Raw genomic sequence first — 22,893 nt, 5'->3', positions numbered from 1 at the left:
ATTTTCGGTGGCGGCAGTAGCGGCGCAAAGATCGGCGAGGTCGCGCTCGCAAACGGCGGCGAGCTGTTTTTCGACGAGCTGCCGCACTTCGGCAAGCAAATTTTAGAAAGCCTGCGCGAACCGCTGGAGGATAATAGAATTTTGATTTCGCGCGTAAATTCCAAGGTCGAATATCAAACGAAATTTATCTTCGTCGCGGCGCAAAATCCCTGCCCGTGCGGAAATCTATTCTCCAAAAACCTCACCTGCACCTGCTCGCTAAACGACATCAGGCGCTACAAAAACACGATCTCCGCACCACTGCTCGATCGCATCGACATATACGTCGCGATGGACGAAACCGGCGCGGATGACAGAAGCGACATTTGCAGCGAAGAGATGGCTGATGCGGTGTTGCGGGCGTTTCGCGCACAAAAGGCTCGCGGACAGAGCGAGCTAAACGCAAAGCTGCGCGACGAGGAAACCGAAAAATTTTGTATCTGCGAAAGCGCTGCGCGGGATGTTTTGCAAACGGCGATCACCCGCTACGATCTTTCGCAGCGCGGCGTGAATAAGACGCTAAAGCTTGCGCGCACGATCGCCGATCTAGCAGGCGCCGAAATCATCGCTAAGGCGCATATTTTGGAGGCTCTTAGCTTTCGCATAAGGAGCGAAATTTGAAAAAAATTTTCTTTAGCACCGAGGAGCTCGACGCGCGAGCGAGCGCGAAATTTGGACTTGGCGAGCAAATTTTAATGGAAAACGCCGCTTGCAGGATCGAGGGCGAGATCAGAAAGCGGCTCAAAAAGGGCTCGCGCATTTTGGCGCTTTGCGGCGGCGGAAATAACGGTGCGGACGCGATGGCGGCGCTACGAAAGCTAAGCGGCGATTTTAGCTGCACTGCGCTTTGCGTGCTGGAAAATAGAAGCGCGGCGGGTAAATTTCAAGCTGATGCGGCGCGGGCTGCGGGCGTTAGGCTTATCGACATCGCGAGCGCAAAAGACGATTGCGGGCACGCAGACAACGCATCTAGCAAGGACATCTGCACGCATGAAAGCGCAAGCGGCTCCTCTTTAAAGGGCACCAGCTCTTGTGATGACAAGCCCGATAACGAGCACGAAAGCCTAAACGGCGCAAACATTTCGGGCGGCGGCGATAAATTATGCGCGAAATTTACGAGCGCTAAATTTGAAACCGCGGAGCACGGCAGCGATTTCGGCAAGCTAGGCAACGAATGCGACAATCCAAGCGGCGTCCTGCGCGATAAGATTACAAGCGCAGACTGCATAATCGACGGAATTTTCGGCAGCGGTTTGAATAAACCGATAAGCGCTGAAATTTGTGAAATTTTATCTATCGCAAATAGCGCGAAATCCCTAAAAATCGCAGTCGATGTCCCAAGCGGTATCGATAAGAGCGGGCGCATTTTAGGCGGTGCGTTTTGCGCGGATCTGACGATCGCGATGGGAGCGCTCAAACTCGCGCTGTTTTCGGACGCAGTAAAGGATTACGTAGGGCGGATCAAGGTCGCAAATCTTGGAATTTCGCGCTCAAATTTTGAGGAGCGGAGCGAATATTTTCTGCTTCAAAAAAGCGATCTGAAGCTGCCGCTGCGCAGGAAGCAAAACACCAATAAGGGCGATTTCGGGCACACTTACGTCGTAAGCGGGCAGATGAGCGGAGCGGCGCAGATAGCGGCTCTGGCAGCTCATGCGATCGGCAGCGGGCTCGTTAGCGTCGTTAGTGAGGGGCCGTTAAACTTAAGCCCGATTTTGATGCAAAAAAGCTCATTCGATGCCGCGCGGGTCGTGGTCTGCGGCTGTGGACTGGGAGAGCGGAAGATTGATCTTGCCACGCTGCGGGGCAAAAGCTGCGTCATCGACGCCGATCTGTGCTATGAGAGCGAAATTTTAAGCCTACTTAACGTCAATTCAAATTTAATCCTAACGCCCCATCCAAAGGAGTTTTGCTCACTTTTAAAGATCGCGGGCATCGCAGATCTTAGCGTGAGCGAGCTGCAAGAGCGGCGCTTCGAGTTTGCGCGGGCGTGGAGCGATAAATTTAGCGGCGTGCTCGTACTAAAGGGCGCGAACACGCTCATCGCCCAAGCTGGCGTCATCTATGTCTGCGACAAGGGCAGCGCTGCGCTCGCAAAGGGCGGCAGCGGCGACGTGCTCGCAGGGCTCATCGGCGGGCTACTCGCGCAAGGCTACTCGCCTCTGAAAGCCTCAATCTGCGGCGTTCTAGCCCACGCACTCGCCGCGCGAGCCTTCGCCAAAAACTCCTACGCGCTAAGTCCGCTCGATCTCATCGAGGAGGTAAAATGGTTGTGAAAAAGCTCACCGTGCTTTTTAGCGGCAGCGGCTCAAATTTAGAAGCGATCTTGCAGAAGCTGCACGGCAAAATTTTTGGCGAAACCAAGATCGAAGTTGCGCTAACGCTAAGCAACAAAGCGGACGCGGGAGGCATAGCAAAAGCCGCAAAATTCGGTCTAAAAAGCGTAATTTTAAATCACAAAGACTTCGCTAGCCGCGAGGAGTTCGACGCCGCGCTCGTGCGCGAGATCGAAAAAAGCGGTGCGGAACTTACGGTGCTTGCGGGCTTTATGCGAATTCTCACACCCGTTTTTACAAGCAGGGTTCGCGCGATAAATTTGCACCCGTCGCTGCTGCCGCTTTTTAAGGGCGCGCACGCGATAGAGCAGAGCTTTGAAAGCGATATGAAGGTGGGCGGCGTGAGCGTGCACTGGGTCAGCGAGGAGCTCGACGGCGGCGCGATTATCGCTCAGCGCGCGTTTGAAAAGAGCGCAGGAATGAGCCTTGAAGCTTATGAGGCCAAAATCCACGAGATCGAGCATGAGCTATTGCCGCAGGTGATCGTAGAAATTTTGTGCCGAAGCTAAATTTTACGCTAAATTTAAAGAGCGAAATTCCGCAGAATTTTGTAAATTTTAAAGCTTAGTTCTTTAAATTTAGGGGCGGTTCGAGGCTAAGCTTTAAAATTTGCTAGCTAAATTTAGAAAGAGAAAGATGACCGCAAACGAACTGGAAAAACTAAGGCTTGGCATCCTGGATGAGGCGGAGCAGCGCAAAGGTACGGCGTTTTCGATAATAGTACTAGCGGTGCTGGCCTCGGCGTTATGGCTATTTTTCAATTTTAGAGATCAAGAAGCAGCAGTAGGTCTCTGCTGGATCATAGTGATATTTAGCTGCGGCAGCATCTCTTTCAGAGTAGTGAATAAAGATGCAAATATAGTGCGCGTATTTATCTTTTGCACCTTGCTGTGGATGCTTGCCAAAGGCGTAGAAATGTGCGAGAATGATACCTTGCGCTTCGTCATCACACTCGTAACCATCTGCCTTTCTTTGTTTAATATCGCGGATGCCGTGCTGGAGCGGATCAAATACAATAGATCCAAAAAATTCGTCCGCGCCTTTAAACACCAATATATCGCGCCTTATATCGCGAGCCTGGGCTGCCGCTATGAAATTTCAGGCTCGTTTCGGCCGGCGTATCTGCGCACTAGCGGCCTATTTGTGGACGGCATAAGCTATTTTGATTGCGAAGATAAAATTTCCGGCGTTTATGACGGAGTATTTTTCAGCTTTGCGGATGTTTGCGTGACTCATACTGACGAACGACGTAGCAGCAGGGGGATCTTTTTCTACGCGGAATTTAAAAAGCGCATAAACTCTACGACCGTGATCTTGCCGCTGCTCAGCGCGAAACCGACGCTTGGCGGGCTTAAAAAAATCGCGATGGACGATAGCGAGTTTAGCTCCGCATTTAGCGTATATAGCGCCGATGCGGTGTCTGCAATGTATGCCCTCACGCCCGCCTTTATGCGGCGCTTGCTTCGCTTTAGAAGCGGTGCCGGCGGACCGATCAGTTTAAGCTTTTCGGGCAGAAACGTCTATATTTTCATCCGCACGGGATACGATAGTTTCGAGCCTAGCGTGGATCGCAGCGTATTTGGCTTTGATCCCGCCGCGTCTATCAAGCACGAGCTTCTATTCTTTCTCTCCATCGTAAAAAGCCTGAAGCTAAACGAAAATATCTGGCAAGATTAAATTTAAAGCCCGACTTAAGGTATAGATCGCTGCAAAAATTTTAGGCTTTTGCTTTAAATTTACGCGCTACTACGCCGTAACTGCTGCAACAAAATTCTATTTGAAATTTCAAGGGCATTTAAACCATGGAATTTATAGGATTGTTATAGCGACGCAAATTTTGTGACATAGGATTTAGGGCTTTTAGCTATTTTATCCTAGCATATTGTGACAAAATCAGCGATCTATTTTAGCTCTAAAAGCCGTTTAACATCGCCCTTGCTTAAATACGGCGCAAATATATGCTGCGGCTGCGAACCACTTAGTTTTACTAGCATATCGCCTGCGCCTAGAAGCTTTTCGGCTCCGCTTTCGTCCAAGACAATCTGAGAGGCTTTGGCATTTTGCACTTTTAAGGCGATTCGTAAATCAAAATTTGCGCGCAATTCTTGCTTAAAAATATTTGCATTGGGCGTTTGGGTCGCTATGATTAGATGAATGTCCGCAGCACGAGCCTTTTGTGCCAAGATCACGATACTATCTTGAAGCATCTTAATCTGACCGAAAGCATCAGCAACTTCATCGAAAACCACAACTATACTTGGCATCGGAGTAGAAAGTTCAGCGTTTTTGCTGACACCTTCTTTGGCTAGAACACTATAACGTCTATCCATTTCCTTAATGACAGCATCAATCACGGCTTGTGTATGAGATATATCCTTGACTACTCCGCCAAGCTCGCTTAAACTTCTTAGTTTATCGTAAATACCAAACTCAGCTCCATTTTTAGGATCTATGAGTACAAAGCGTATATTTTGATTTAACATTGCTAGCGACGTAATGAGCGTATGTAAAAGCATGGACTTGCCGCTACCGCTAGTACCACCGATAAGCAAGTGCTGTGATAAATCAAAGAAAAATGCCTCATTTTTGATATTGCGACCGCAATAAGCGGGCAAAGCGTAGCTTTTTGTATAGCTAGATATATCGAAACCAAAATCATCTGCATCAAATTTTTTCCACTGACTTTTAGGTCTAGGCAAATATAAATTTAAGCTCATCTGTTCACCTGCGTATTGTGTTGAAGCATCGGAGTAAAGACCAAATTTTACCTTGTAGTCATCAACTTCGTTTTCAACCCGAGCATAGTCTTTCATATCTTTAAAGCGGATTTTAAATACGTCGTGACGCAATGCATGGTCACTAGATAGAATTTCTGCTTTTATACCGGCGGAAGTAAAATATTCTCGTATCTTATCCTCATCTAACCTTTCAGAAATTGATTCTTCTGCAGGTAGAATTTTTGGCTCTATTGTAACGCTAAATTCATCAATCAGGAATTGATAAAAGTCATCCTTGCTTTTGTAGAGATTATTTAGCTCGTAAAGTCCACGATGGATATATTTTTCGATAACACTAATAAAAATTGCATCGTCGCTAAAATCTAAATTCTCGCTCTTATGCCTTAGCATAAAAGCTGCACGTAAAATATCTGTATAGTCTTTAGATTCTTTGCCACTGCCAGTTACTTGGGACATATTATATTCTCCACCCCCACTAGAAAATCCATCGTATAGGATGAAATTAGCATAACATGGATTATCTAAACTTTTATATTCTAATCGAAAGGATTTGTTGATTGCCATCCTCAAAATTACATATTTAGGCACATCTATGGCGAGAGAATTTTTTATAATATTAGCAATGAAATTTTCTTCGCCGGCTTTGGTATAAATTTTCCCTAGCATTATTCTCTCCTTGGTTTTATGCTTGCACTATCTCGTGAATCTTTATCATTAGTGATGTCGTAAATCCCTGCGATTTTACCACTTGCAAATTCCAGCTCTCTTTGGCTGAATTCAGTATCTGTAGGTAACACGATAACTTGATTGGACGCATTTGCATAATAGTTTTGAATGACATTCTTACGGTTAGAGGCATCTAGTCTGGCTAGCGGAGTATCAATAATAAGAGGCAAGCATCTATCGCTTAACTTAGATAACGCCCAAAATATGCTAATCGCAGCAATTTGTTTCTGACCTGCACTCTGGCTTCGTACAGCAATAGCTTCTCCGCTTGCATCGATAAATTTTACGATGAAGTTATCGATCTTAATGTCCGCTACGTTGTCCTCAGAAATTAGATGCTTATAATTAGACAAAATTTTATCTTTTAGTCTCTCTCCAGTTCTTGTTATGCGTCCCGATTTATAGGTGATAATCTGAGTCTTAATCTCCGATAGCAAATTCAACTTCTTTTTAATACGCAAGTCGCGGGCCGCTTTATCTTTTAACGCAGCAATTTCTATTTCTAGCTCGCTTATATGCTTTTCAGAATTGGTTTTTTGTTCGATATTTTTTCTTAGGTTCTCGCTCGCTTCCAACTTTTCTACCTCTAACGCCTCGATCTCCTCGTTTAGACTAGCCAATTCCGTATCAACCGATGAATCTGAAATGAGATCATCTAGATTGCGTGAGATACGAGAGATATCAGACTTAGCATTTTTAGCGTCTCTTACGGCATCTAAAAGTTTAACGGAATTTTCTTTAGCAGCGCTATAAACGATAGGAATGGTGCTTTTATTAATTCCTTTAAATTCTCCGTCATTATTTTTGATAAATTCTAAAAATGCATCACGTAAATATGTATTTAAATCTATCGCGTCGCATTTAAACCCTATTTTTTCACGCAATAAGTAATCTGCGCTAAATTTGGCTAACTTAGTAAGGCTTTCTTTATTGAACCCGCTAGTATCACTACTCTTTTCTATCCTAGATAAAAGTTCCAAGAAGAATTCGTCCAATCCTGCGAATAAAATTTCACCACCGAATTCTGCAATACTTTGCTTGGCTCTTTGCAGGTTAGCCATAGCAACATCTTTAGCATTTTGCAGGCCCTCGCTTTCTTTAGAATTGCTCCTTATCTTACCTTCCAATTCTTTCTTTTTAGCAGTTATAGCGGCAGATTTATCGCTCACTTGAGCTTCGTAAAATTTTATATTTATTTTAGCATTTTGCAAGCGCTCTTCCTCGCTTTTTTGTCGGCCCTCACATAAGTCTAGATCAGATTTAATTTTACTTGCCGTATTACTTTGTGAGATTAGTTCTCTTTCCGCCTTATTGATCTGATCTGATAATCTATCTAATACGGCAATATTCAACATGCTTTGAATTTTATCTTTTAGCTCGGTGCTGACCTCGTCTGCCATCGCCTCAATCTCTTCGCCGTCGAATACAAAAAACTGTAAAAAATTTAACGGTAGAATTCTCTCGATCTCCTCGCGAGCTTGATTGTTTTCCAGCCGCTCGCCATCTTTTATAAAAATTAACTTTTCGCATAGATCAGGAAATCTACTCCACTCTCTCCTAATGATTATCTCGCGTTCATCTTCATCAAGCGCTAACTCAATATAGAATTTATTCTCGTCGTTGCTAAGCGCACGACGGTTAAAAGCGCCTCGCCATCCGTTTTCGCTATTTTGACCTAGCAGTAGGACCCTAGGTGTAAAAACACCTCTACTACGTGTGCCAGTAAAATTTAATACGACCTCCGGTACATTTTCGCCTACATCTAGCATTCCGCTTCCTGCAAAAAGTAATTTCACGCTTCTTATAAAGCTAGTCTTGCCGAATCCATTCCTTCCGAAAAGTAAATATATGGGCTTGCCTTGTGACAAGGTAAATTCTACATTCTGTTCACCATAATAAGCGAAAAGATTACAAATCGTAATGCGTTTATAAAATATCATCACTCTCTCCTAGCTTCGCCGTTTCATCATCAATATTTTTCATAATGATCTCATAAATTTCGTTATCCTTGATACCTTCTTTTCGCACTATTTCTGAGATAATGCGCTTTGCCGCCTCTCCACCCTTACTTGTCGTATCGATTAAATCAATATCCTCTAATATGGGCGTTGAAATTTCAATATTTTGCATTCTGCCAAACTCCTTTGATATTGTAATACACGAGCTTTCGCTATCAAATTCTTTTTCCCAAATCTTAGCTATCATTCCTAGTTGTTCGTCACTAATTAGCTCACTGCCGCCGCACGCCTTAAATTCTGCTTCGGCGCGTAAAAGCCTTCTTAGAATTTCTTTTCGCGCCGAAGACGTAAAAGGCCCTGGACGAAAACTACCATCTTTTTTGAAATCGCACCTCATTGAACGATTTTCCCTAGCCTCCTTTATAAAATTCCGAAATTCATTTAGTACCACCAGAGAGCTCTCACCACTTTTTATGAAGCCTTGCATAGATTTATCTTCGTTTACCAGCGTACATACCCAACATCCAAAGCGGCTTCCACCGCAGCTACTTTGCGACTTATCGATTATAAACTGACATTCATCGCCACTAGCCTGCGAATAAAGCGAAAATAATTTAGCGTGACTAATGCCCCAAGGTGGTGGATTTTGCGTAGTAAGATAGCTCCAAACATCCTCTGTAAGCCACTCGGTGATCGGCGAATAAATTAGTACATTCTCGTAGTCATCATGCTTACTAAATCCATCCTCGCTAACAGTGCGCTTTTCTATACTTCGACGACGATTCATACTCTCACTTTTTCGTACACCTAGCGTCATTATTGCGCTTCCATGCTTTTCTACGATACTTTTTACAATCGATTTCATAGGATTTATTTTTAGACGTTCTGTACACCATCGAAATATACGCGTAGGACTTGGATAACCTTTACCAATAAGATTTACCCAAAATTCATTTTGAGGCGATGGATGAGCAACTATTATTTCAAAAGGAAGTCCACGCATCTTGGCGTCTAAATTTATCGCCTTTACAATATTTTTAAAATAAACGGCTACATTAGGAGCTTCTACTAAAGTATCTGAAAGTATCGCATAAGTAGGATTTAACTCATCTTTAGGTAGCTTGGTTATCATTTCATACATTAACTGCAAAACACAGGTAGAATCCTTACCGCCGCTAAAAGTAACAATCCACGCACGTTTATATTTTTTATAACGTGCTAAAATCTGTGCTCTTGTATCGTTTAAAAGCGCAATAAATCTATCATCACTAGAGGTAAATTGCACGCCGCTTTCTTTGGCCTCAATTAAATTGCCGTCGTAAAATTTTACTAACGGATTATCTATTTGCTTTGCTAAATTTTGCGCGCGAGTCGAACTAAAGCAACAAAGAATATACTGAGCCTTTGGATTTCGCTCTATAAAATCTAAAATTTCATCCTTAGTAGTTAGGTTTACAGAATTCGCAATATGATCTGCCAGATAAGCACTGCGCGACCTGATATCTATAATAGCGCTATTTTCAAGAGAGGCTAGAGAGGAAACCGACAAGATTCTAGATCTTACGTTGCTTTTTAGAATGCTTGATCTGGACACAGCCATCTCCTTTTTTGTACTTTCGTAAATTATAATATCCGCAGCGTAAAATTTTACTGAAACCCCAAAAAATTTATACAACAACTCCATGTAATCATATGAAACAATAGCGGTACTTGCTTTGAAAAATTTAGCCGCATGGAAATTTTTTGCTAAATTTTACTTCTAGCCCAGAAATTTATACCTGTATAAAATTTACTTTGAATAGCATATTTGACCTCTCATCGCTACCGCTTGCGATGCACGATCTTTATATGAGATTGCGACGAGGCTTTATGCGCTTCGAATTTCATCAAACATTCTAAAATTTTATCGCTTCGTAGCGCGTGAATAGACTCAGGGTAAATTTCGTTTCGCTATTAGTGCGACAACGCGTGCCTTTTCTACTCACTTAATATATCAAGAGCCGCTTTTAATTGCTCTTTAAAGGTTTCTCTCAGATCTTTTGGTTCTAGTATCTCGATATCTGGAAGCCACTTTTTTATAAATGGCAATATCTCCATATCCTGAGTAAAATCTATGCTAAAAATAATGCTACCATCATCTAGCTTCTTTTTAAATTTTTGAGTTGGGAAAAACAGCTTCATACCCTCCTTAAAATATATAGCCACTTTCGGGGAGGCTTTTAATAGCGCCCTTCGCAATGGCTCGGAGGGCAAGCTCATAGCGTTTTGTATTTTATTGAAATACGTTTCATATTCCTTCAAGATCTTTTCTTCGTATTTTTTTGAGCTTTTGCTAAGCGATATGATAAAAGCCACTCTTAAAAGTCTAAAATTTCCCTCGGCATCCTCGATAGCCAAATACCAATTACTATCGGTAAAAACTATTTTTAGGCATTTTGCATCGATTAAATTCTCCATTTCACCGATATATTTATACTTGATATTTCGGCATTCTTTATTTTTAACGGCATTTCGAAGCTCGCTCAGATATCTTTTACTTAGCTCGTCTTGCAAAACCTCAAAAGGATTGGTTCTAAATAAAAATACGTCCGAATCCTCTTTTAATTGTTCAGATACCTTCTCTTTTTCATGTTTATCTAAATCGTTAAACAACCTAGGATCATTTTCGTTTAATAAACTAATTAACCAGCCTAGATCATTGCCATATTCTAAAAGACATTTTAAAACGCCGATTATATCTTTGTTTTTGTCATATACTCTTAATACTTTTACCGGTCTCTTGCCATGCCCTATGAGCTTGCTTTCTATCCTAAAAGCATATGGAAATAGCTTGTCGATTTCGCCCATATACCTTCTAAGCGTTCTTTCCTTAATCCTTAACTCATCTAAAAGCTCTGTATCGGTAAGATAAATTTCTTGCTTTGCAACTAACTTTTTTAAAATTTCAAAGATAACTATCGTTTTATTGTCTGCATCTGATGACATTATAACTCCTCGTATTCTCTAAATCTTGCGTGTTTAAATTCTCGTTTAATTACGGCTTTGCCATTTTCTACTTGCTCGCTTGCGATGCGGTTAGTAGTTGCGTATACGGCGATCAGACCCATATTTTTAGCAAACCTTATCATATTATAAGTCGCTCCGAAATCACCCTGCACCAGCAATACGTCACCCGATTTTGCTTGCTTTTTAAGTTTATCTTTATACGCTTCAACGAATTCTATTACGCTTTTTTCGGACGGGTCGATATCGCTCCACCTCGCATCGGCTATGTTTATGAATTTATCGACATTTAAATTCTTCCTCGCGTCTTCTTCTTGCTCCGACGTCAAGGTGTGGTTTATCAACGTAAAGAAGGTTTTCATTTTTTTGGCGGTCTCTTTTGTAATTTAAAATGTATTTTTCCCATTGCTTTAACCTTTTCTATATATTCTTGTATATTATTTACGCTATTTCTTGGGTTGGAATTCGACCTTCGATTTCCTTCAAGAAGCTTATGAGCGATATTAATCCTAATATTATTAATTTTAAAATATACTTCCGCTGCTTTCTTATGCTCGGGATTGTAATTTTTGCTTCCTCTATATTTGTTTAAAGTATCTTTAGCATCTTCTCTTGCATCTCTATCTGTAGGATCCTTGCCATTTTGTTCGCATATTAAGCTAGGAACCGCCTCCGCTAAAGTCATATATGCCATAGCAAAATTTTTGTTTTTGGCATACCATGAGGCTAACTCTATTTGTAAATCTGAAAGTTTGTCAATCTTAAAAATATCGATAAATTCTTTTATATCTTTAGCTATAATTTTTAAGATATGAGCCTTCGGATCGCTAAAGTCGAAAATTTCTTTGCTTAAAGATTTCACGCTTTTTTGTATTGCACCGATATCGGACATACTTAAGGCGTAAGAAAAATCCTCATAACTATTTTTTATATTTTTGGGTTGATCCGACTTATCTATAAGGGCCATCAACTCATAGCCGTTTCCATAGAATTTTAGATTTTTTATAGCTCTTGACCACTCTAAAATTTCAAAAAGCACTTTTAAATCTACTATTGGAGCGGGAATTTTCGTTCCATCATTTTTTCTTGAGGCTTCAAACATTCCATAATACACACCTTTTATATTTAGATTGTAATCACGCGTATTTGCGTAGAATTCACTCATCACGAAGCTCATTAAAGAAAGAGATCTAAATGAATGCGTTATATCAAGATAAACCTCGTCATCTTTTGAAATTTCACTCATAATTTGCAAGTATTTGTCAAAATTTAACCAAAGCTCGTCTTCGTTTAGTCCATATTTTATAATAAAACATTTTGAGCCTTTCGAGCCTAGTTTCGTTTCTATCTGTTGCTCCACGGGTAGTAAAAAATTCTCATCGCCTCCAGTTTCTTTATCGATATAAATTCTTTCCGCAGTTTCGCTATTGCCGTCGAATTCCTCAAAAACCGACTCCCAAATAGAATCTTTAGTGCCGACTAAAAACAACTTATCTATACGGATATGTTCGCATAAGACGCTAGATATGAAGGTTCTATCCTTATAAATTTTATCATCTATGGCATAGTCGGCTTTTTGATATCCTTTTTTCCTATCACCCATTCCCAATGAACTTATTAAAATTTTAGCCATATTTTACTCCTCATTTTGCATATAAGTTAAATCGTAGTGTTTGACAGTATAATCGCTAGTGGAGACGTACTGCAAATGCCTATCGTTGGGTATCGCAAACATCGCTCCGGCTATACTTATCGCCTTTTGCCCTCCCGTGACATCAAATACAATGTCGTCCTCCATAAAGCCCTCTTGCTTAAGCTGTCTATATACGCTTTCTAAAAATTTATAGACGCTTTTTGCGTCTTCGAAATTCTTTATATATCGCACATTTGCCATATCCGCAAGCTCCTTACCAAAGAGATTTTGCACGCATTTTAAAAATTTCTCTCTATCGCCGTGAGATTTTTCAGAACAAGCGATTATTATCTTTTCAAGCTTGTCTTTATGATAATCTATCGCCGTAAGCGGCATTCTGTAATTATTTTTCTCTCCGAATTCTTCTATCTTCATGAGTTTTAAAGAATTATTCGCCTCCCAGTTATAGCTCAAAAATAATACCAAAGCCCTAGCCTTTTTAGGTCTATCATTTATATCTATATCGACGTTTGGAACGCTTTTAGGAATTATATGCTTAATTGCGCAAAAAATCGCTATAGAACCTAAAATTTGAACCGCCATAGTGCCATCCTTGGCGCTCCATTTTAAAATTTCGCCGCCGAAAATTTTATCTAGTAGCGACGACATTCCGTCCGGTAACCAAGCGAAAAACAGTAATACTCCCGCGATGATAAAAAACGCTCTATATCCTAAAAGAGAACTTCCCAAAAGCGAAACGATTATTTTTTGAAAATTTCTTTTTTCATAATGGGTCATTTTTTATCTCTTCTATTATTTCTATTATTGCCGTGATTTCGCCCATTAGAGCTTTGTAGTGGTTTTTGCGGCTTTGAATACACAACCATACCAGAGTATGGACTTAAGCGCTCATTGTAACTTTTAGCTCCTGAGAATTCGTTATTCTCTTGCCGATTATTTTTTACTTTGAAATACTCAGAATCCTTATTGTCTAGTTGCTGATATTGTAAAATTTTGGTAGGCTTATACTTCACGCTCGCCATCGCGCAAAGCTCCTTTAGTTGTTCTTTATTAAGCCAATTTGGCACAAATTCGTTCATTTGCTTTTCAAATTCCTTTAGATATTCGTCTTGACTATATTTTAATCCTTGTAGTGTAAGCTCTATATCTATTTTTCCGTAACCGTAAGGCTTAGCAAAGCCGATATTATGCATAAATTTATCGCTTCTACCGTGAAAAGTTATTGCACTTAGCAACGCTCCAATTTCAACCTTTTTAAGATTATGAAATATGATTTTACCCTTAAAAACGCTATTTGCAGAAAGCGGTTTAAATTTAACTTTCATCTTTTCGTTATCATTTCCGACACTTAGTTGCTCCGCGCTAGAATGCAGCGGATATCGCTTATACCCTCTTATTTTGGCATCCTTGCTCATAAGTGTCGTGTAAGCTCCACTCTGCTGCTCTAAATAATTTGGATAATAGCTAGGATTTGGCATACCGAATACCCCTTCCTTCGGAGCCTCAAATCGCTCAAAACTCGATTTCAAATGCGAAAAATACACTCGTCCTTTTAGGGCTTTATCGCCTCTAACGGTTCCGAAAATTGTTTCGGCTAAGTCAAATTTTGTTTCGTCGCCTACTTGCTTTGCTGCTTCGAAAATCGTTTTTTTGTAAGCCAGTTTAAAAAGTTGCGTTAATCCGATAGCCGTTATTTTACCGTCGCCATCTCGCGTATAAAATATAGGAATTTTCTCGCCCGCACCCTCGTTAAATTTTTCTTTCCAATACTGCCCATCTACGGATTCTTTATTTTCAAAATAAACCTTTTTAAAATCCTCGAAAATGCTCTTATCTAGTGGAATTTTCTTACCGTTTTTAGCGAAAACAAATTCGTGTTTTTTGTTATCTATCTTGCCCGTAAAAACTAGAATACCTTTTTGTCCATACCTATCAAATTTAGCCCTTTTGATTATTATTCTTTTTCCAAATTTATTGGTCAATTTTTCATCATAAGGAGTAAAATTTATCTCTCTTAGAAAACCAAATTTTTTATATTTATCCTCGGCTGTTTTGAGTTTTTCTATCTCATTATAGCCTGAATCATTACGTAAAGATATTGTTCTAATATCTACGCAATCTTCTATCATATAGCTATTGTCATTTTTAACCAAAAATCCGCAACCCTTAGCTACTCCAACTAAATTTTTTCTATCCGTCATATCTCTAACGCTAAGATACTTTTTATGCTTGCTTTCATCTATGCGAATTTTACTAAAGCTCATTATCTCAAGCACGTTTCTTATCATGCCCTTGATGCTGGTTGCGGGGATATAATACTCTTTGCCTCCATTTTCGTTTATGGAATGGCAAAACTCGCTCGGATTTTTGCCATCCTTTATAAAAATAGGACTTTTGGCGGTTACTTCAAGCTCGATTACGCCGCTCTCGCCGTCTTCAAACGGCACATCATGGATATTTTTAAGAATGTTCTCACTAGCCCAAGGCGGGTAGAAAATTTTATCGTTTAGTGGCACAAAATTATATGGAGCGGTTATCATTTTTTACCCTTTTCATTTTTTGCAAAGCCTGCAAATACTATCTTTTGAAGCTTCAACACCGGCAAACCCTCAAGAGTTCCATTACCTTGAGGCACTTCGCAAAACTCGTCTTTTTCATCTTGCCAAATTTGAGCCATTTTTATTTTAAAATTACCAAATTTAGGATAAAACGTTTTTATATCGCTTTCCTCTAGCGCTACTTTGTTTAACTCCGTCTCATCGACAAACCAAGCGTCGTTTATCTGACGGATAGAAATGCTTTTCTTCAAATTTGCATTAAAAAAATGCGCCTCGTAAATTAGCTCGTCTTCGCCTAGACCAGGAGTTCGCTCGCCCGCTAAAAATAGGTGCTTCTCGTCGATTTTTTCACCCATTAGCTGGATGTAGCCCTCGTAGCCTTTTAAATTTTCATTCACGTATTTTAAAATTTCGTCTTTATTCTTTTTCATTTTCGATCCGTCCTTCGTTGTATTTTAAGACCTTGCCTTTGAAAAATCCATACCCTTTTGTGGTTGCTCCACCAAGCGACAAACGTCCCTGAACTACGTCATCTAATGCCGCCTCAAAGGCGCCTAAGGCGCTATCAAAAGCTTCATTCTCTTTGTCACCGCACACGTCGTTCCTAAGCAAAATTTCTATTATAAATTCGTCTCTTTTTGCGACCGCTTTTTCTTGAAACAAAGCGCTATCGATCGCTCCACCCGTGAAGCGGTCGATGCTAACGTGTTCAAAAACCTTCGTATCTTTTGCTTCATCGTAATCTAAAAAGCAATCGCTGATTAAAATTTTACCTTTGGCGCCTTTATCGTTTTTATTCTTTTCGTAGCCAAAAATTTCTCTTACGGCTTCGTTTTCACTGCCAACTTTGGCTTTTTCGCCGAATTGTTTATTAATTTTATTAAAATGAAACGCCGTTCGGTGTGATAATACGCCCTTTACCGAGCTTGCCGGGATTAGAATTTTATGTTTGCCAAGGCGTTCATTTTTATAGTCGATCACGCTCTCAAGCACCGGCGTTTGATCGGCATCCTTGTCGCCGAATCCGCTTCCAAACATAAAGAAATCATCGGGCGAAATTTTAAGTTCGTATCTGATAAATTTTTGTCTTGCCGAATTACCGTCCGCTGCGCTATCGGGCATAAATTTTACAAACTCATCGGAGCTAAAATTTAAACTGCTCGAGTATCTGTCCAGCTCAAACTCGCCCCATTTTATCTCTAAAATTCCAAGTGAGCCAAAGCCTTTCGAGCTTCCGCCGCCAAGCCTTAGCATAGGATCATAAAGCAGATTTAAAATTTTCTTAAACTCCTCTTCGCTTCCGTCAAGCTCAAGTGAAAATTTAAATCTAGTACCCTTAAATACAACTTCTTCGTCAAATTTGCCCGTATCTTTCGCTACGCCGTTCGCGCCTATGGCTACATGATCTCTGATTGGCAAAATATCAAAAAGTCGCAAAAAGTCGCTCTTTTCTAAAAGCAACTCTTCGCAAACCTTGTTATTCTTATCGACGAGCAACAGAGCGTTTGAGATAATTAGTCTTGAGCCGAGTAAATCTTCGTCTTCTTTTTTATTTTCGTCTTTGCTTACCTTTCCATTTTCGCCCTGATCCTTTTTCTCGCGCTTGGTTCCAAAAATTTCATTCGCGGCATCCTTGCCGGCATTATCTTCAAACGCCCTACGCAAAATCCCTGCAACCGAAGTGCCTAAGATCATCGGCAAGCCGTTCCAATCTCTTTGCACCGGTGCATCCAAAAATAGATCATTTTTGCCGCCGCCGACTTTTAACGGAGTTTTGGCTTCTATGATGACGTGCGCTAAAAATCTTTTCATTGCTTTTCTCCTGTGATTTTTGGCATTTGCATTGATAAAAGTAGAGCAAATTTAAGCGGGCAAGGATCGCCTTCTACTTCTTTTACGAGCGTATCGCCGCACCCACCTTCTACTAAGACACTTTTATCATTTCTTTTTTCGCAGTCCCAATTTGCGCTTCTTACGCCATTTCGCATAAATTTAGATAATTGAGCCGCTATATTTTTGTTTTTCTCTGCGGTAGTTTGATTTTCTATTTCATCGCCTTTATCATTCAATACTTTATCGCTAACGGCAACCTCCTTGCATATTGATCTTATCGCGCCCCATTGTGATTTTGAAATTTTGCTAAATTTATCTTTATGGCTTTTTATAAAATCAGCCACCCTCTCGACTATTTCAAGAGCTTGGTCTTTCGTAGTCTGCTTTTGTTTTAAAAATTTAGCCAAATCACTTTGTATCGGTATTTTTCCGATTGAGCGCTCAGTCTGTGCTTCTTTTTGGAATTCTATCGGGTTATTCTCCGCGTCACCGCCGTCTAAAAACCACGGATTTATCAGCACTTCGCCAAAACCCTCGCTCAAATACGCTCCGACGCCATTTTTTAGCGCGCTTATTTGCTCGGCACTTAAATTTTTCAAAGCAATTACGCTACCTTTATTTATGCAGGCTCGCTCATAATCTTTTGTGGCGCGAGCTCCGTTATAAGGGGTAAAATTTGAAATTCTAATCTGCGTCTTTTCGTAATCGACATTATTTGCATCTAAATTTGGCAAAATATACTTTACGTCGTAGCTTGGATTGCCGTTTTCGTCAATAAGTGCAAGGCGGGATTTAGCATAAACGAAAGTATATTTCTCCGGCGGCGTAAAGGTTTGAATTTTATCCGTATTTTCGCCTATAAATTTAATCTCTACCGCTCCATACTCCGCGCTCTTCGATTTACCGAGTCTAGTTGAATGCTCCAATATTTCTTTTACGCGGTTTATGTCGTCTTCGCTCACGCTAGGCTCAAATTTAACGCTAAACCGCCATTTCATTCCGGCTCTAAACGCCTCATAGCCGTACATTTGGCTATCCTTAGAGCGTCTTTTGCTTTTATCGTATGCGCTCTTTTGAGAAAAATCCAGATCCAGACCAAGCTGCTCGTTGTCGTCGTTTATGTAGCCGCTTCGCATCTGTTTTAGCTGAGTAAAATCGTTAAATTTGTTCCGTTCCTCATCTTTATATTTGCATAATAGATGGTGATTGTAAATTTTGCTGCTATCAAGCTTTTCATGAAAATAGGAAAGCGGAATTTTAAAGAATTCTTTACCCTCTTTGATCGGCGAAGCATCGCAAAATCTCACAGCGCCGCTATGAAAAATTTTAAAAGGATCACTAAAGTCGCTATATCTACTAGCTACCATACCCAAAAATGCACTTCCCGGTATGAAATCAAGCGAGCTCATCTTGCCCTGCGTGTTAGAACTTGCCTGCAAAATAATGGGACTTTTAAAAGTTATCTCAAATCTAAGCTCTCTCATCGTAGCTCCTTAACTTTAAATTCGCATCTACCAAGACCTCGGTTGCGGTTTAGCCCCATCCGCTTTATCATCTCTAGCGCGCGTTTTAAATTTTGAGCGATCTCACCGCTTACATTTTGGATCTCGCCTTTTAAACTTATAGGCAAAACGACCTCTATATCCCTTAGCGAATTATCTGCCGCGATACCGTTATCGTCGATTTTAGTAGCCGAAATGATTTCAAAAAGATTGCGCTGCAAGTTATTTGACGTAATTTCAGTAGCGATTTTTTCATCTATAGTTGCGCTACTAAAATAGCACTGTGCCTGCGTAGTATCGTCGTTTTCGTTTTGCTCATTGCCATTATTTTGCTTATTTTTGCCGCCTCGTGAGCCAAAGCACTCACTTATATCGCTTGGATCCCAAAACAGCTCCGCCGCCCCACGCACAAGTCCTTTTATCGTTTTGCCCGGCACATACGGAAGCCCTGCGGCGTCTTTTACTACATAGCTATCAAGTGCCGCTCCACCGCTAAGGCCGCTACTAACATGCCAATAGTCGAAAAATTTAAGCTCGTAATTTATCGTCATTTTTGCCCTCCACTTTTTTATCTTCCGCGCCCGAAGTAACGGAGAGAAATTGCAATACGTCGTAAATCGGCGTCTTCTGCGTTCCGTCCTTTTCTAAAATCAAATTTCCGCACGATAGCCCGCCGTAAAGAGCATTCAGAGCGCCATCGAATTCACTTTTGTTTTCTAGAATTTCATTTATTCTATCAAGCATAACTTTGGCTAATCTATCGTTTATGCCAAGCTCCTTTATCCACTCTCGCAGTTTGCCCTTGGGGCTTTTTTCGCCGCGATACATTTCGGCTAAATTTATAAAATTTTCTACCTTTGGCTCGTTTTTTGACTTGGTAGTATCTCCTAAATAATAAGGCCCGAAATCACATCTGATTTCGCTAGCGTTTTTGCCATCGGTCGCGCGCCCTTCTTTTTCGCTCCCGATCGTCAGTTCATCTTTTATAAATTTATCCCAGCTTTGGAAATTCGAGCTTTGGACGTTATGAAACATTAAGCAGCTTGGTGCTATGTCTTGTTCGGCATCCTTTACGTAGCGATCCTTGCTATGCTTTTTCGCCGCACCGCAAAGCTCCTCAGCTAGAGCTGCCGCATAATGAAACGGGAATTTTTCGTTACAATAAGCAATCCCCGCGCACATCGTAAGCTTTTCCTTTATGTCGGACTTTTTCTTGTCCGTTTCCTTTTCAAATTCCTCGATGAAATTTTTAGTAAATTCTAACGCTATGTCCGCATCGCAAACCGCCGTCATATCGTCGCCACTTAAAATTAGCGCTTTTATCTTTAGATCATCTTTCCCAAGAGCGATTTTTGTTTTTACTTTAGCATTGGCAAATGCATCTTTTGTCGCTTTATCAAGCGCCTCTGAAAATTTAGCTATAATTCCGGTATTATTATTTTTATTTACTTCATCGGCTAAATTTTTAACCAACACCCCAAGCCCGTTGCCGTCTGCGTGGATAACGGCTAGTTTATTTTTCTTATTTGAAATTTGGCTAAACTCTTTTAATTCCTCAGCTCCCGGGTGCCTCTTAAACCACCTCCCGTGCGCCTCTCTCTTTTGAACGGATGAAATGTCTAATGCATCATCGTCGTCAAATTTTACGATAGGTCGCGCCGTCTTAGGCGCAAGAGCCATAAAATTTATACTAATATCAAGCGGCAAGCTCGGGCGGTTGCGCTGAGTTTTTAGCTTTCGTTCGAGCTCTTTCGATGCCGTTCCGTAGTCGTTGTCATTATAAGGAGCGACAGCTTGAGAAATAGTAATGCCGTAAGCATTTTGCATTATCTTTTTAGGCAGATCCCTGACGATCTTTTTTAAATTTTCCTCGCCATCTACGATCGCTCTAAAATTTCCTGCGGCATTAAGCAAAATTTGCTCTACTAAGCCATTCTCCCTTAGTTCGTCAAAGACGCCAAATATCGCGCCGTTGCGCTCTTGCTTGTCATCAAATTTTTGCCCGAGCGAGTCTATTATTTCGCTGGCACCGATGATCTCTTGTAGCTTATTCGTGGCGTAAATATACTCTTGTATACCCTGGATACTTGCACCGTATAGGTATTTAGCCATCTTGCCTCCTTCGTGTTATATTTTTGAAATTTTATCGCAACTAAACTTAAATTATTTTTTGAAAAATTACGCAAAATGAGCTAGCCGAAGCAACGCCTCGTGCTAAACCGAATTTATTGTCTAGTCCTACCGCAAAAGACATATTGTCCGTTATATCCTTGCCTTTGATGTAAAAATCGAGTGTAGGGACATACGAGCCGTAATTGCTCGGTGCCATATTGGCTAAATTCGGCACCTCTTGCGCTAAAGCACCACTCATAACTCCAGCCTCTGCTAGCGATAACACAATCTTTTTCATTACAACTCCCTTAATTGATCTTCTCGGCGTTTTACCTCCGACTTTGGACGCAATTATAGTAAGCCGTAGTGTCAGATTCTGTCAGCCAAGGGGAAACTTTGAAAAATGAGAGGGAAATTTTAATTAAATCAGGAGGATAGATTGAAAATTTTAGGGGTAAAGGGAAGCCAATCCCCTAGATAGGGGAAATTCTAACCGAATTTCTCGCTACCTAAAACCATTCCTAGCAAAAGCCGTATTTATTGAGCCATTCCAGCTCATTCATCCGACTCTCTTATTTAGTTTAACTCATTATTTTCAAATGCTTTTTTCGGAATTTTACTTAAGATAGCGTTGAGCTTCGCACCGGTATAAGTTGCGGTATGGATGATGATCTTTACTGGCGTAAAGCCATCTTGATAGTTATTGAAAGCCGATTTTACTTCAACAAAATTTATCATCATTGAAGCCATATCTCCTTCCACATCCGTTTCGGTTAGCAAAGGAAATTCGTTAAATAAGCATAGGGAAGTGCCATCAAAGCAGTTCTTTTGCGCTTTTCGGAACTGAGTGTCGAAAGGAACTAGAGCAACAACTTCGGCGTTTAGCCTGCCCGAATATCTTTTAAACTTATTTTTCCCGCTACTCTTAACTGCGCGCTCATAAACGCGCAACGGTGCAGCTCCTTTTGAAGCTAAAAAGCTTTTAACTTCCGAAAGCTTTACATCGTTTTCGTAATCGGCTATCTTAAGCGAATTATCAAAGTAATCGTTTCCATATTGAGATTTTTCGCCCATATCAAATAAGACGATTAGTTCGTTAGCAAGCCTTCTGCTTTGAAAGTTGCTCGTAAACTCATCTTTTCTATTAACCCTTCCATAGTAGCTTTCCGGGTCCGGTTCTACACATCCTATTAAAAATATAGCAATTAATACTAAAAACAGTGTTCTCATAACATTTTCCTTCCTTTAAATTTATAAACAATCGGGCAATTTAAAAAGCTGGTTATTCTACTATCCGTTGCATCGCTTTCCAATTGAAGCAAAGCAAAATTAGCTATCTTATTTAACTCTCGCGGCGAATACTCGATAATCTCAATTGTCAGGTAGTTGAACTTATACCTACTTTTCATTATACGCTTTGTAACCCGCAAAATCATAAGTACTTTTATCGATCTCTTTCCTTGTTTCATAATCAATAAAAATTAAATCGAGTGATGAACCAAGCTCCATTAGCTCGCCGATTTCTTTAGAAGAATAAAGCAATTGAGCCGTTCGCTCTTTTAAAAAGTTAATAAAGGTATAAGCATCTTCGTTTTTTCCATCTTTCTCATTCTGAGCTTTAACTTTATGAGGTGTGATTTCTACAACCATATTAAGCTTTTTATTTTCCCTATCGCAAGTTATCGGCTTATACACCAAACCATATTCACGCCAGTATAGTCCCGGGTGATTGTCACCACTAAAAGCTCTATCTAATAGCGAAACGCTATACTCTCCTCTCGGAGCTATTTGAATTCTATCCCCATACTTATCTTTATCAAGGAACGACTCCGCCTTACGTTTAGACTCCTCATATCTTTCCTTATCTTTATTCTCTCTAAGGATACACCAAACATCTAGCTGCTGAGCCATTACCGTTTCTTTATCGGGCGGCATTACGATAAAACAACCGGAAAACATAACTCCGATTAAACCAAGCAAAAGCACTTTAAATAACATTTTCATTTCTTTCTCCTTTGTTTTAAAATTCTTTTTCGAAAAATAACAAAATTATTTATAGAATTCAAACCCGCCATATCAACTTTGAGCGTGATTATAAGGAGTTTAGTTGTCAAATTCTGTCAATTTACGGAGTGCTTTTAAAAAATCCATTAAATTTTAGTTTATATCTTGAAATTTAATCAAATCAGCGTGATCACACAGCATCGGCCGAGGCAAAACCCGTTTGTCTCAATCCCCTAAATCGGGGAAATTCTAATCAAATCTGTTCTCGGTGGAGGAGGTAGATCTGATGCTTTCAAAGGCGTTTCAATCCCATAGATCGGGGAAATTCTAATCAAATTTTATGTCGGATGGCTATCATCCTGAAATTTGCCGAATTTTGTTTCAATCCCCTAGATCGGGGAAATTCTAATCAAATAGCCCAAAAACCGCATTA

20 protein-coding genes are annotated in these 22,893 nt (G+C 40.5%); 4 read left to right on the top strand and 16 right to left on the bottom strand.

Annotated elements, in window-relative coordinates; translation table 11 throughout:
- The 4 genes from Q0174_RS04455 to Q0174_RS04440 form a co-directional block, all read left to right on the top strand.
- Positions 1–660, top strand: a 660-nt coding sequence (locus Q0174_RS04455) for an ATP-binding protein (protein ID WP_298041877.1), incomplete at its 5' end; no start/stop codon positions are given.
- Positions 657–2,312: an NAD(P)H-hydrate dehydratase gene (locus Q0174_RS04450; RefSeq protein WP_298041876.1), complete on the top strand. Its 1,656-nt coding sequence runs from the start codon at positions 657–659 to the stop codon at positions 2,310–2,312. The genes Q0174_RS04455 and Q0174_RS04450, both read left to right, overlap by 4 nt.
- Positions 2,303–2,881, top strand: coding sequence for a phosphoribosylglycinamide formyltransferase (gene purN, locus Q0174_RS04445; protein WP_298041875.1), 579 nt, complete (start codon positions 2,303–2,305; stop codon positions 2,879–2,881). Before Q0174_RS04450 ends, purN begins: the two co-directional genes overlap by 10 nt.
- Positions 2,882–3,008: 127 nt before the next feature.
- Positions 3,009–4,049: a DUF3137 domain-containing protein gene (locus Q0174_RS04440; RefSeq protein ID WP_298041874.1), complete on the top strand. Its 1,041-nt coding sequence runs from the start codon at positions 3,009–3,011 to the stop codon at positions 4,047–4,049.
- Between the two features lie 224 nt (positions 4,050–4,273).
- Here Q0174_RS04440 and Q0174_RS04435 read toward each other — a convergent pair whose 3' ends face one another.
- The 16 genes from Q0174_RS04435 to Q0174_RS04360 form a co-directional block, all read right to left on the bottom strand.
- Positions 4,274–5,776, bottom strand: coding sequence for an FtsK/SpoIIIE domain-containing protein (locus tag Q0174_RS04435; protein ID WP_298041873.1), 1,503 nt, complete (start codon positions 5,774–5,776; stop codon positions 4,274–4,276).
- Entirely contained in the window at positions 5,776–7,776 is a 2,001-nt protein-coding gene (locus tag Q0174_RS04430; RefSeq protein ID WP_298041872.1) for an AAA family ATPase, read from the bottom strand. Before Q0174_RS04430 ends, Q0174_RS04435 begins: the two co-directional genes overlap by 1 nt.
- Complete coding sequence (gene dndC, locus Q0174_RS04425; RefSeq protein WP_298041870.1) at positions 7,763–9,388, bottom strand: DNA phosphorothioation system sulfurtransferase DndC; 1,626 nt, start codon at positions 9,386–9,388, stop codon at positions 7,763–7,765. Before dndC ends, Q0174_RS04430 begins: the two co-directional genes overlap by 14 nt.
- Before the next feature lie 383 nt (positions 9,389–9,771).
- Positions 9,772–10,779 carry a WYL domain-containing protein gene (locus tag Q0174_RS04420; protein WP_298041869.1) on the bottom strand — a complete coding sequence of 336 codons (1,008 nt, stop codon included), beginning with the start codon at positions 10,777–10,779 and terminating at the stop codon, positions 9,772–9,774.
- Positions 10,779–11,159, bottom strand: coding sequence for a CRISPR-associated protein Csx20 (gene csx20 / locus Q0174_RS04415; protein WP_298041868.1), 381 nt, complete (start codon positions 11,157–11,159; stop codon positions 10,779–10,781). Before csx20 ends, Q0174_RS04420 begins: the two co-directional genes overlap by 1 nt.
- Positions 11,156–12,430, bottom strand: a complete 1,275-nt coding sequence (gene csx2, locus Q0174_RS04410) for a TIGR02221 family CRISPR-associated protein (RefSeq protein ID WP_298041866.1) — start codon at positions 12,428–12,430, stop codon at positions 11,156–11,158. The genes csx20 and csx2 overlap by 4 nt, the downstream gene beginning before the upstream one ends.
- A gap of 3 nt (positions 12,431–12,433) precedes the next feature.
- Entirely contained in the window at positions 12,434–13,228 is a 795-nt protein-coding gene (locus Q0174_RS04405) for a hypothetical protein (RefSeq protein WP_298041864.1), read from the bottom strand.
- Positions 13,225–14,991: a TIGR03986 family CRISPR-associated RAMP protein gene (locus tag Q0174_RS04400; protein ID WP_298041858.1), complete on the bottom strand. Its 1,767-nt coding sequence runs from the start codon at positions 14,989–14,991 to the stop codon at positions 13,225–13,227. Before Q0174_RS04400 ends, Q0174_RS04405 begins: the two co-directional genes overlap by 4 nt.
- Positions 14,988–15,440, bottom strand: a complete 453-nt coding sequence (locus tag Q0174_RS04395; RefSeq protein WP_298041854.1) for a TIGR04423 family type III CRISPR-associated protein — start codon at positions 15,438–15,440, stop codon at positions 14,988–14,990. The genes Q0174_RS04400 and Q0174_RS04395 overlap by 4 nt, the downstream gene beginning before the upstream one ends.
- Positions 15,427–16,821, bottom strand: coding sequence for an RAMP superfamily CRISPR-associated protein (locus Q0174_RS04390; RefSeq protein WP_298041852.1), 1,395 nt, complete (start codon positions 16,819–16,821; stop codon positions 15,427–15,429). Before Q0174_RS04390 ends, Q0174_RS04395 begins: the two co-directional genes overlap by 14 nt.
- Positions 16,818–18,326 carry a hypothetical protein gene (locus Q0174_RS04385; protein ID WP_298041850.1) on the bottom strand — a complete coding sequence of 503 codons (1,509 nt, stop codon included), beginning with the start codon at positions 18,324–18,326 and terminating at the stop codon, positions 16,818–16,820. Before Q0174_RS04385 ends, Q0174_RS04390 begins: the two co-directional genes overlap by 4 nt.
- A complete protein-coding gene (locus Q0174_RS04380; RefSeq protein ID WP_298041847.1) occupies positions 18,323–18,895 on the bottom strand; it encodes an RAMP superfamily CRISPR-associated protein in 573 nt (190 codons plus the stop codon). The genes Q0174_RS04385 and Q0174_RS04380 overlap by 4 nt, the downstream gene beginning before the upstream one ends.
- On the bottom strand, positions 18,873–20,456 hold the full coding sequence (locus Q0174_RS04375) for a hypothetical protein (protein ID WP_298041845.1): 1,584 nt from the start codon (positions 20,454–20,456) through the stop codon (positions 18,873–18,875). The genes Q0174_RS04380 and Q0174_RS04375 overlap by 23 nt, the downstream gene beginning before the upstream one ends.
- Positions 20,457–20,502: 46 nt before the next feature.
- A complete protein-coding gene (locus tag Q0174_RS04370) occupies positions 20,503–20,754 on the bottom strand; it encodes a hypothetical protein (protein WP_298041842.1) in 252 nt (83 codons plus the stop codon).
- A 278-nt stretch (positions 20,755–21,032) separates the two neighbouring features.
- Positions 21,033–21,686, bottom strand: coding sequence for a hypothetical protein (locus Q0174_RS04365; RefSeq protein ID WP_298041841.1), 654 nt, complete (start codon positions 21,684–21,686; stop codon positions 21,033–21,035).
- Between the two features lie 168 nt (positions 21,687–21,854).
- The gene (locus Q0174_RS04360) at positions 21,855–22,460 is read right to left on the bottom strand and encodes a hypothetical protein (RefSeq protein ID WP_298041839.1); all 606 of its coding nucleotides are present in this window, start codon (positions 22,458–22,460) and stop codon (positions 21,855–21,857) included.
- Positions 22,461–22,893: the final 433 nt, after the last annotated feature.

The organism is uncultured Campylobacter sp., from assembly GCF_937996225.1.
In the GTDB taxonomy this organism is placed as follows: Bacteria; Campylobacterota; Campylobacteria; order Campylobacterales; family Campylobacteraceae; genus Campylobacter_B.
This window is presented reverse-complemented; position numbering and strand designations above follow the sequence as displayed.

What these genes read in the sequence shown, in the direction of transcription:
- purN (WP_298041875.1), top strand. Translation starts at nt 2,303, where the DNA reads ATGGTTGTGAAAAAGCTCACCGTGCTTTTTAGCGGCAGCGGCTCAAAT.
- Q0174_RS04440 (WP_298041874.1), top strand. Translation starts at nt 3,009, where the DNA reads ATGACCGCAAACGAACTGGAAAAACTAAGGCTTGGCATCCTGGATGAG.
- Q0174_RS04435 (WP_298041873.1), bottom strand. Translation starts at nt 5,776, where the DNA reads ATGCTAGGGAAAATTTATACCAAAGCCGGCGAAGAAAATTTCATTGCT.
- Q0174_RS04430 (WP_298041872.1), bottom strand. Translation starts at nt 7,776, where the DNA reads ATGATATTTTATAAACGCATTACGATTTGTAATCTTTTCGCTTATTAT.
- Q0174_RS04420 (WP_298041869.1), bottom strand. Translation starts at nt 10,779, where the DNA reads ATGTCATCAGATGCAGACAATAAAACGATAGTTATCTTTGAAATTTTA.
- csx20 (WP_298041868.1), bottom strand. Translation starts at nt 11,159, where the DNA reads ATGAAAACCTTCTTTACGTTGATAAACCACACCTTGACGTCGGAGCAA.
- csx2 (WP_298041866.1), bottom strand. Translation starts at nt 12,430, where the DNA reads ATGGCTAAAATTTTAATAAGTTCATTGGGAATGGGTGATAGGAAAAAA.
- Q0174_RS04405 (WP_298041864.1), bottom strand. Translation starts at nt 13,228, where the DNA reads ATGACCCATTATGAAAAAAGAAATTTTCAAAAAATAATCGTTTCGCTT.
- Q0174_RS04400 (WP_298041858.1), bottom strand. Translation starts at nt 14,991, where the DNA reads ATGATAACCGCTCCATATAATTTTGTGCCACTAAACGATAAAATTTTC.
- Q0174_RS04395 (WP_298041854.1), bottom strand. Translation starts at nt 15,440, where the DNA reads ATGAAAAAGAATAAAGACGAAATTTTAAAATACGTGAATGAAAATTTA.
- Q0174_RS04390 (WP_298041852.1), bottom strand. Translation starts at nt 16,821, where the DNA reads ATGAAAAGATTTTTAGCGCACGTCATCATAGAAGCCAAAACTCCGTTA.
- Q0174_RS04385 (WP_298041850.1), bottom strand. Translation starts at nt 18,326, where the DNA reads ATGAGAGAGCTTAGATTTGAGATAACTTTTAAAAGTCCCATTATTTTG.
- Q0174_RS04380 (WP_298041847.1), bottom strand. Translation starts at nt 18,895, where the DNA reads ATGACGATAAATTACGAGCTTAAATTTTTCGACTATTGGCATGTTAGT.
- Q0174_RS04375 (WP_298041845.1), bottom strand. Translation starts at nt 20,456, where the DNA reads ATGGCTAAATACCTATACGGTGCAAGTATCCAGGGTATACAAGAGTAT.
- Q0174_RS04370 (WP_298041842.1), bottom strand. Translation starts at nt 20,754, where the DNA reads ATGAAAAAGATTGTGTTATCGCTAGCAGAGGCTGGAGTTATGAGTGGT.
- Q0174_RS04365 (WP_298041841.1), bottom strand. Translation starts at nt 21,686, where the DNA reads ATGAGAACACTGTTTTTAGTATTAATTGCTATATTTTTAATAGGATGT.
- Q0174_RS04360 (WP_298041839.1), bottom strand. Translation starts at nt 22,460, where the DNA reads ATGAAAATGTTATTTAAAGTGCTTTTGCTTGGTTTAATCGGAGTTATG.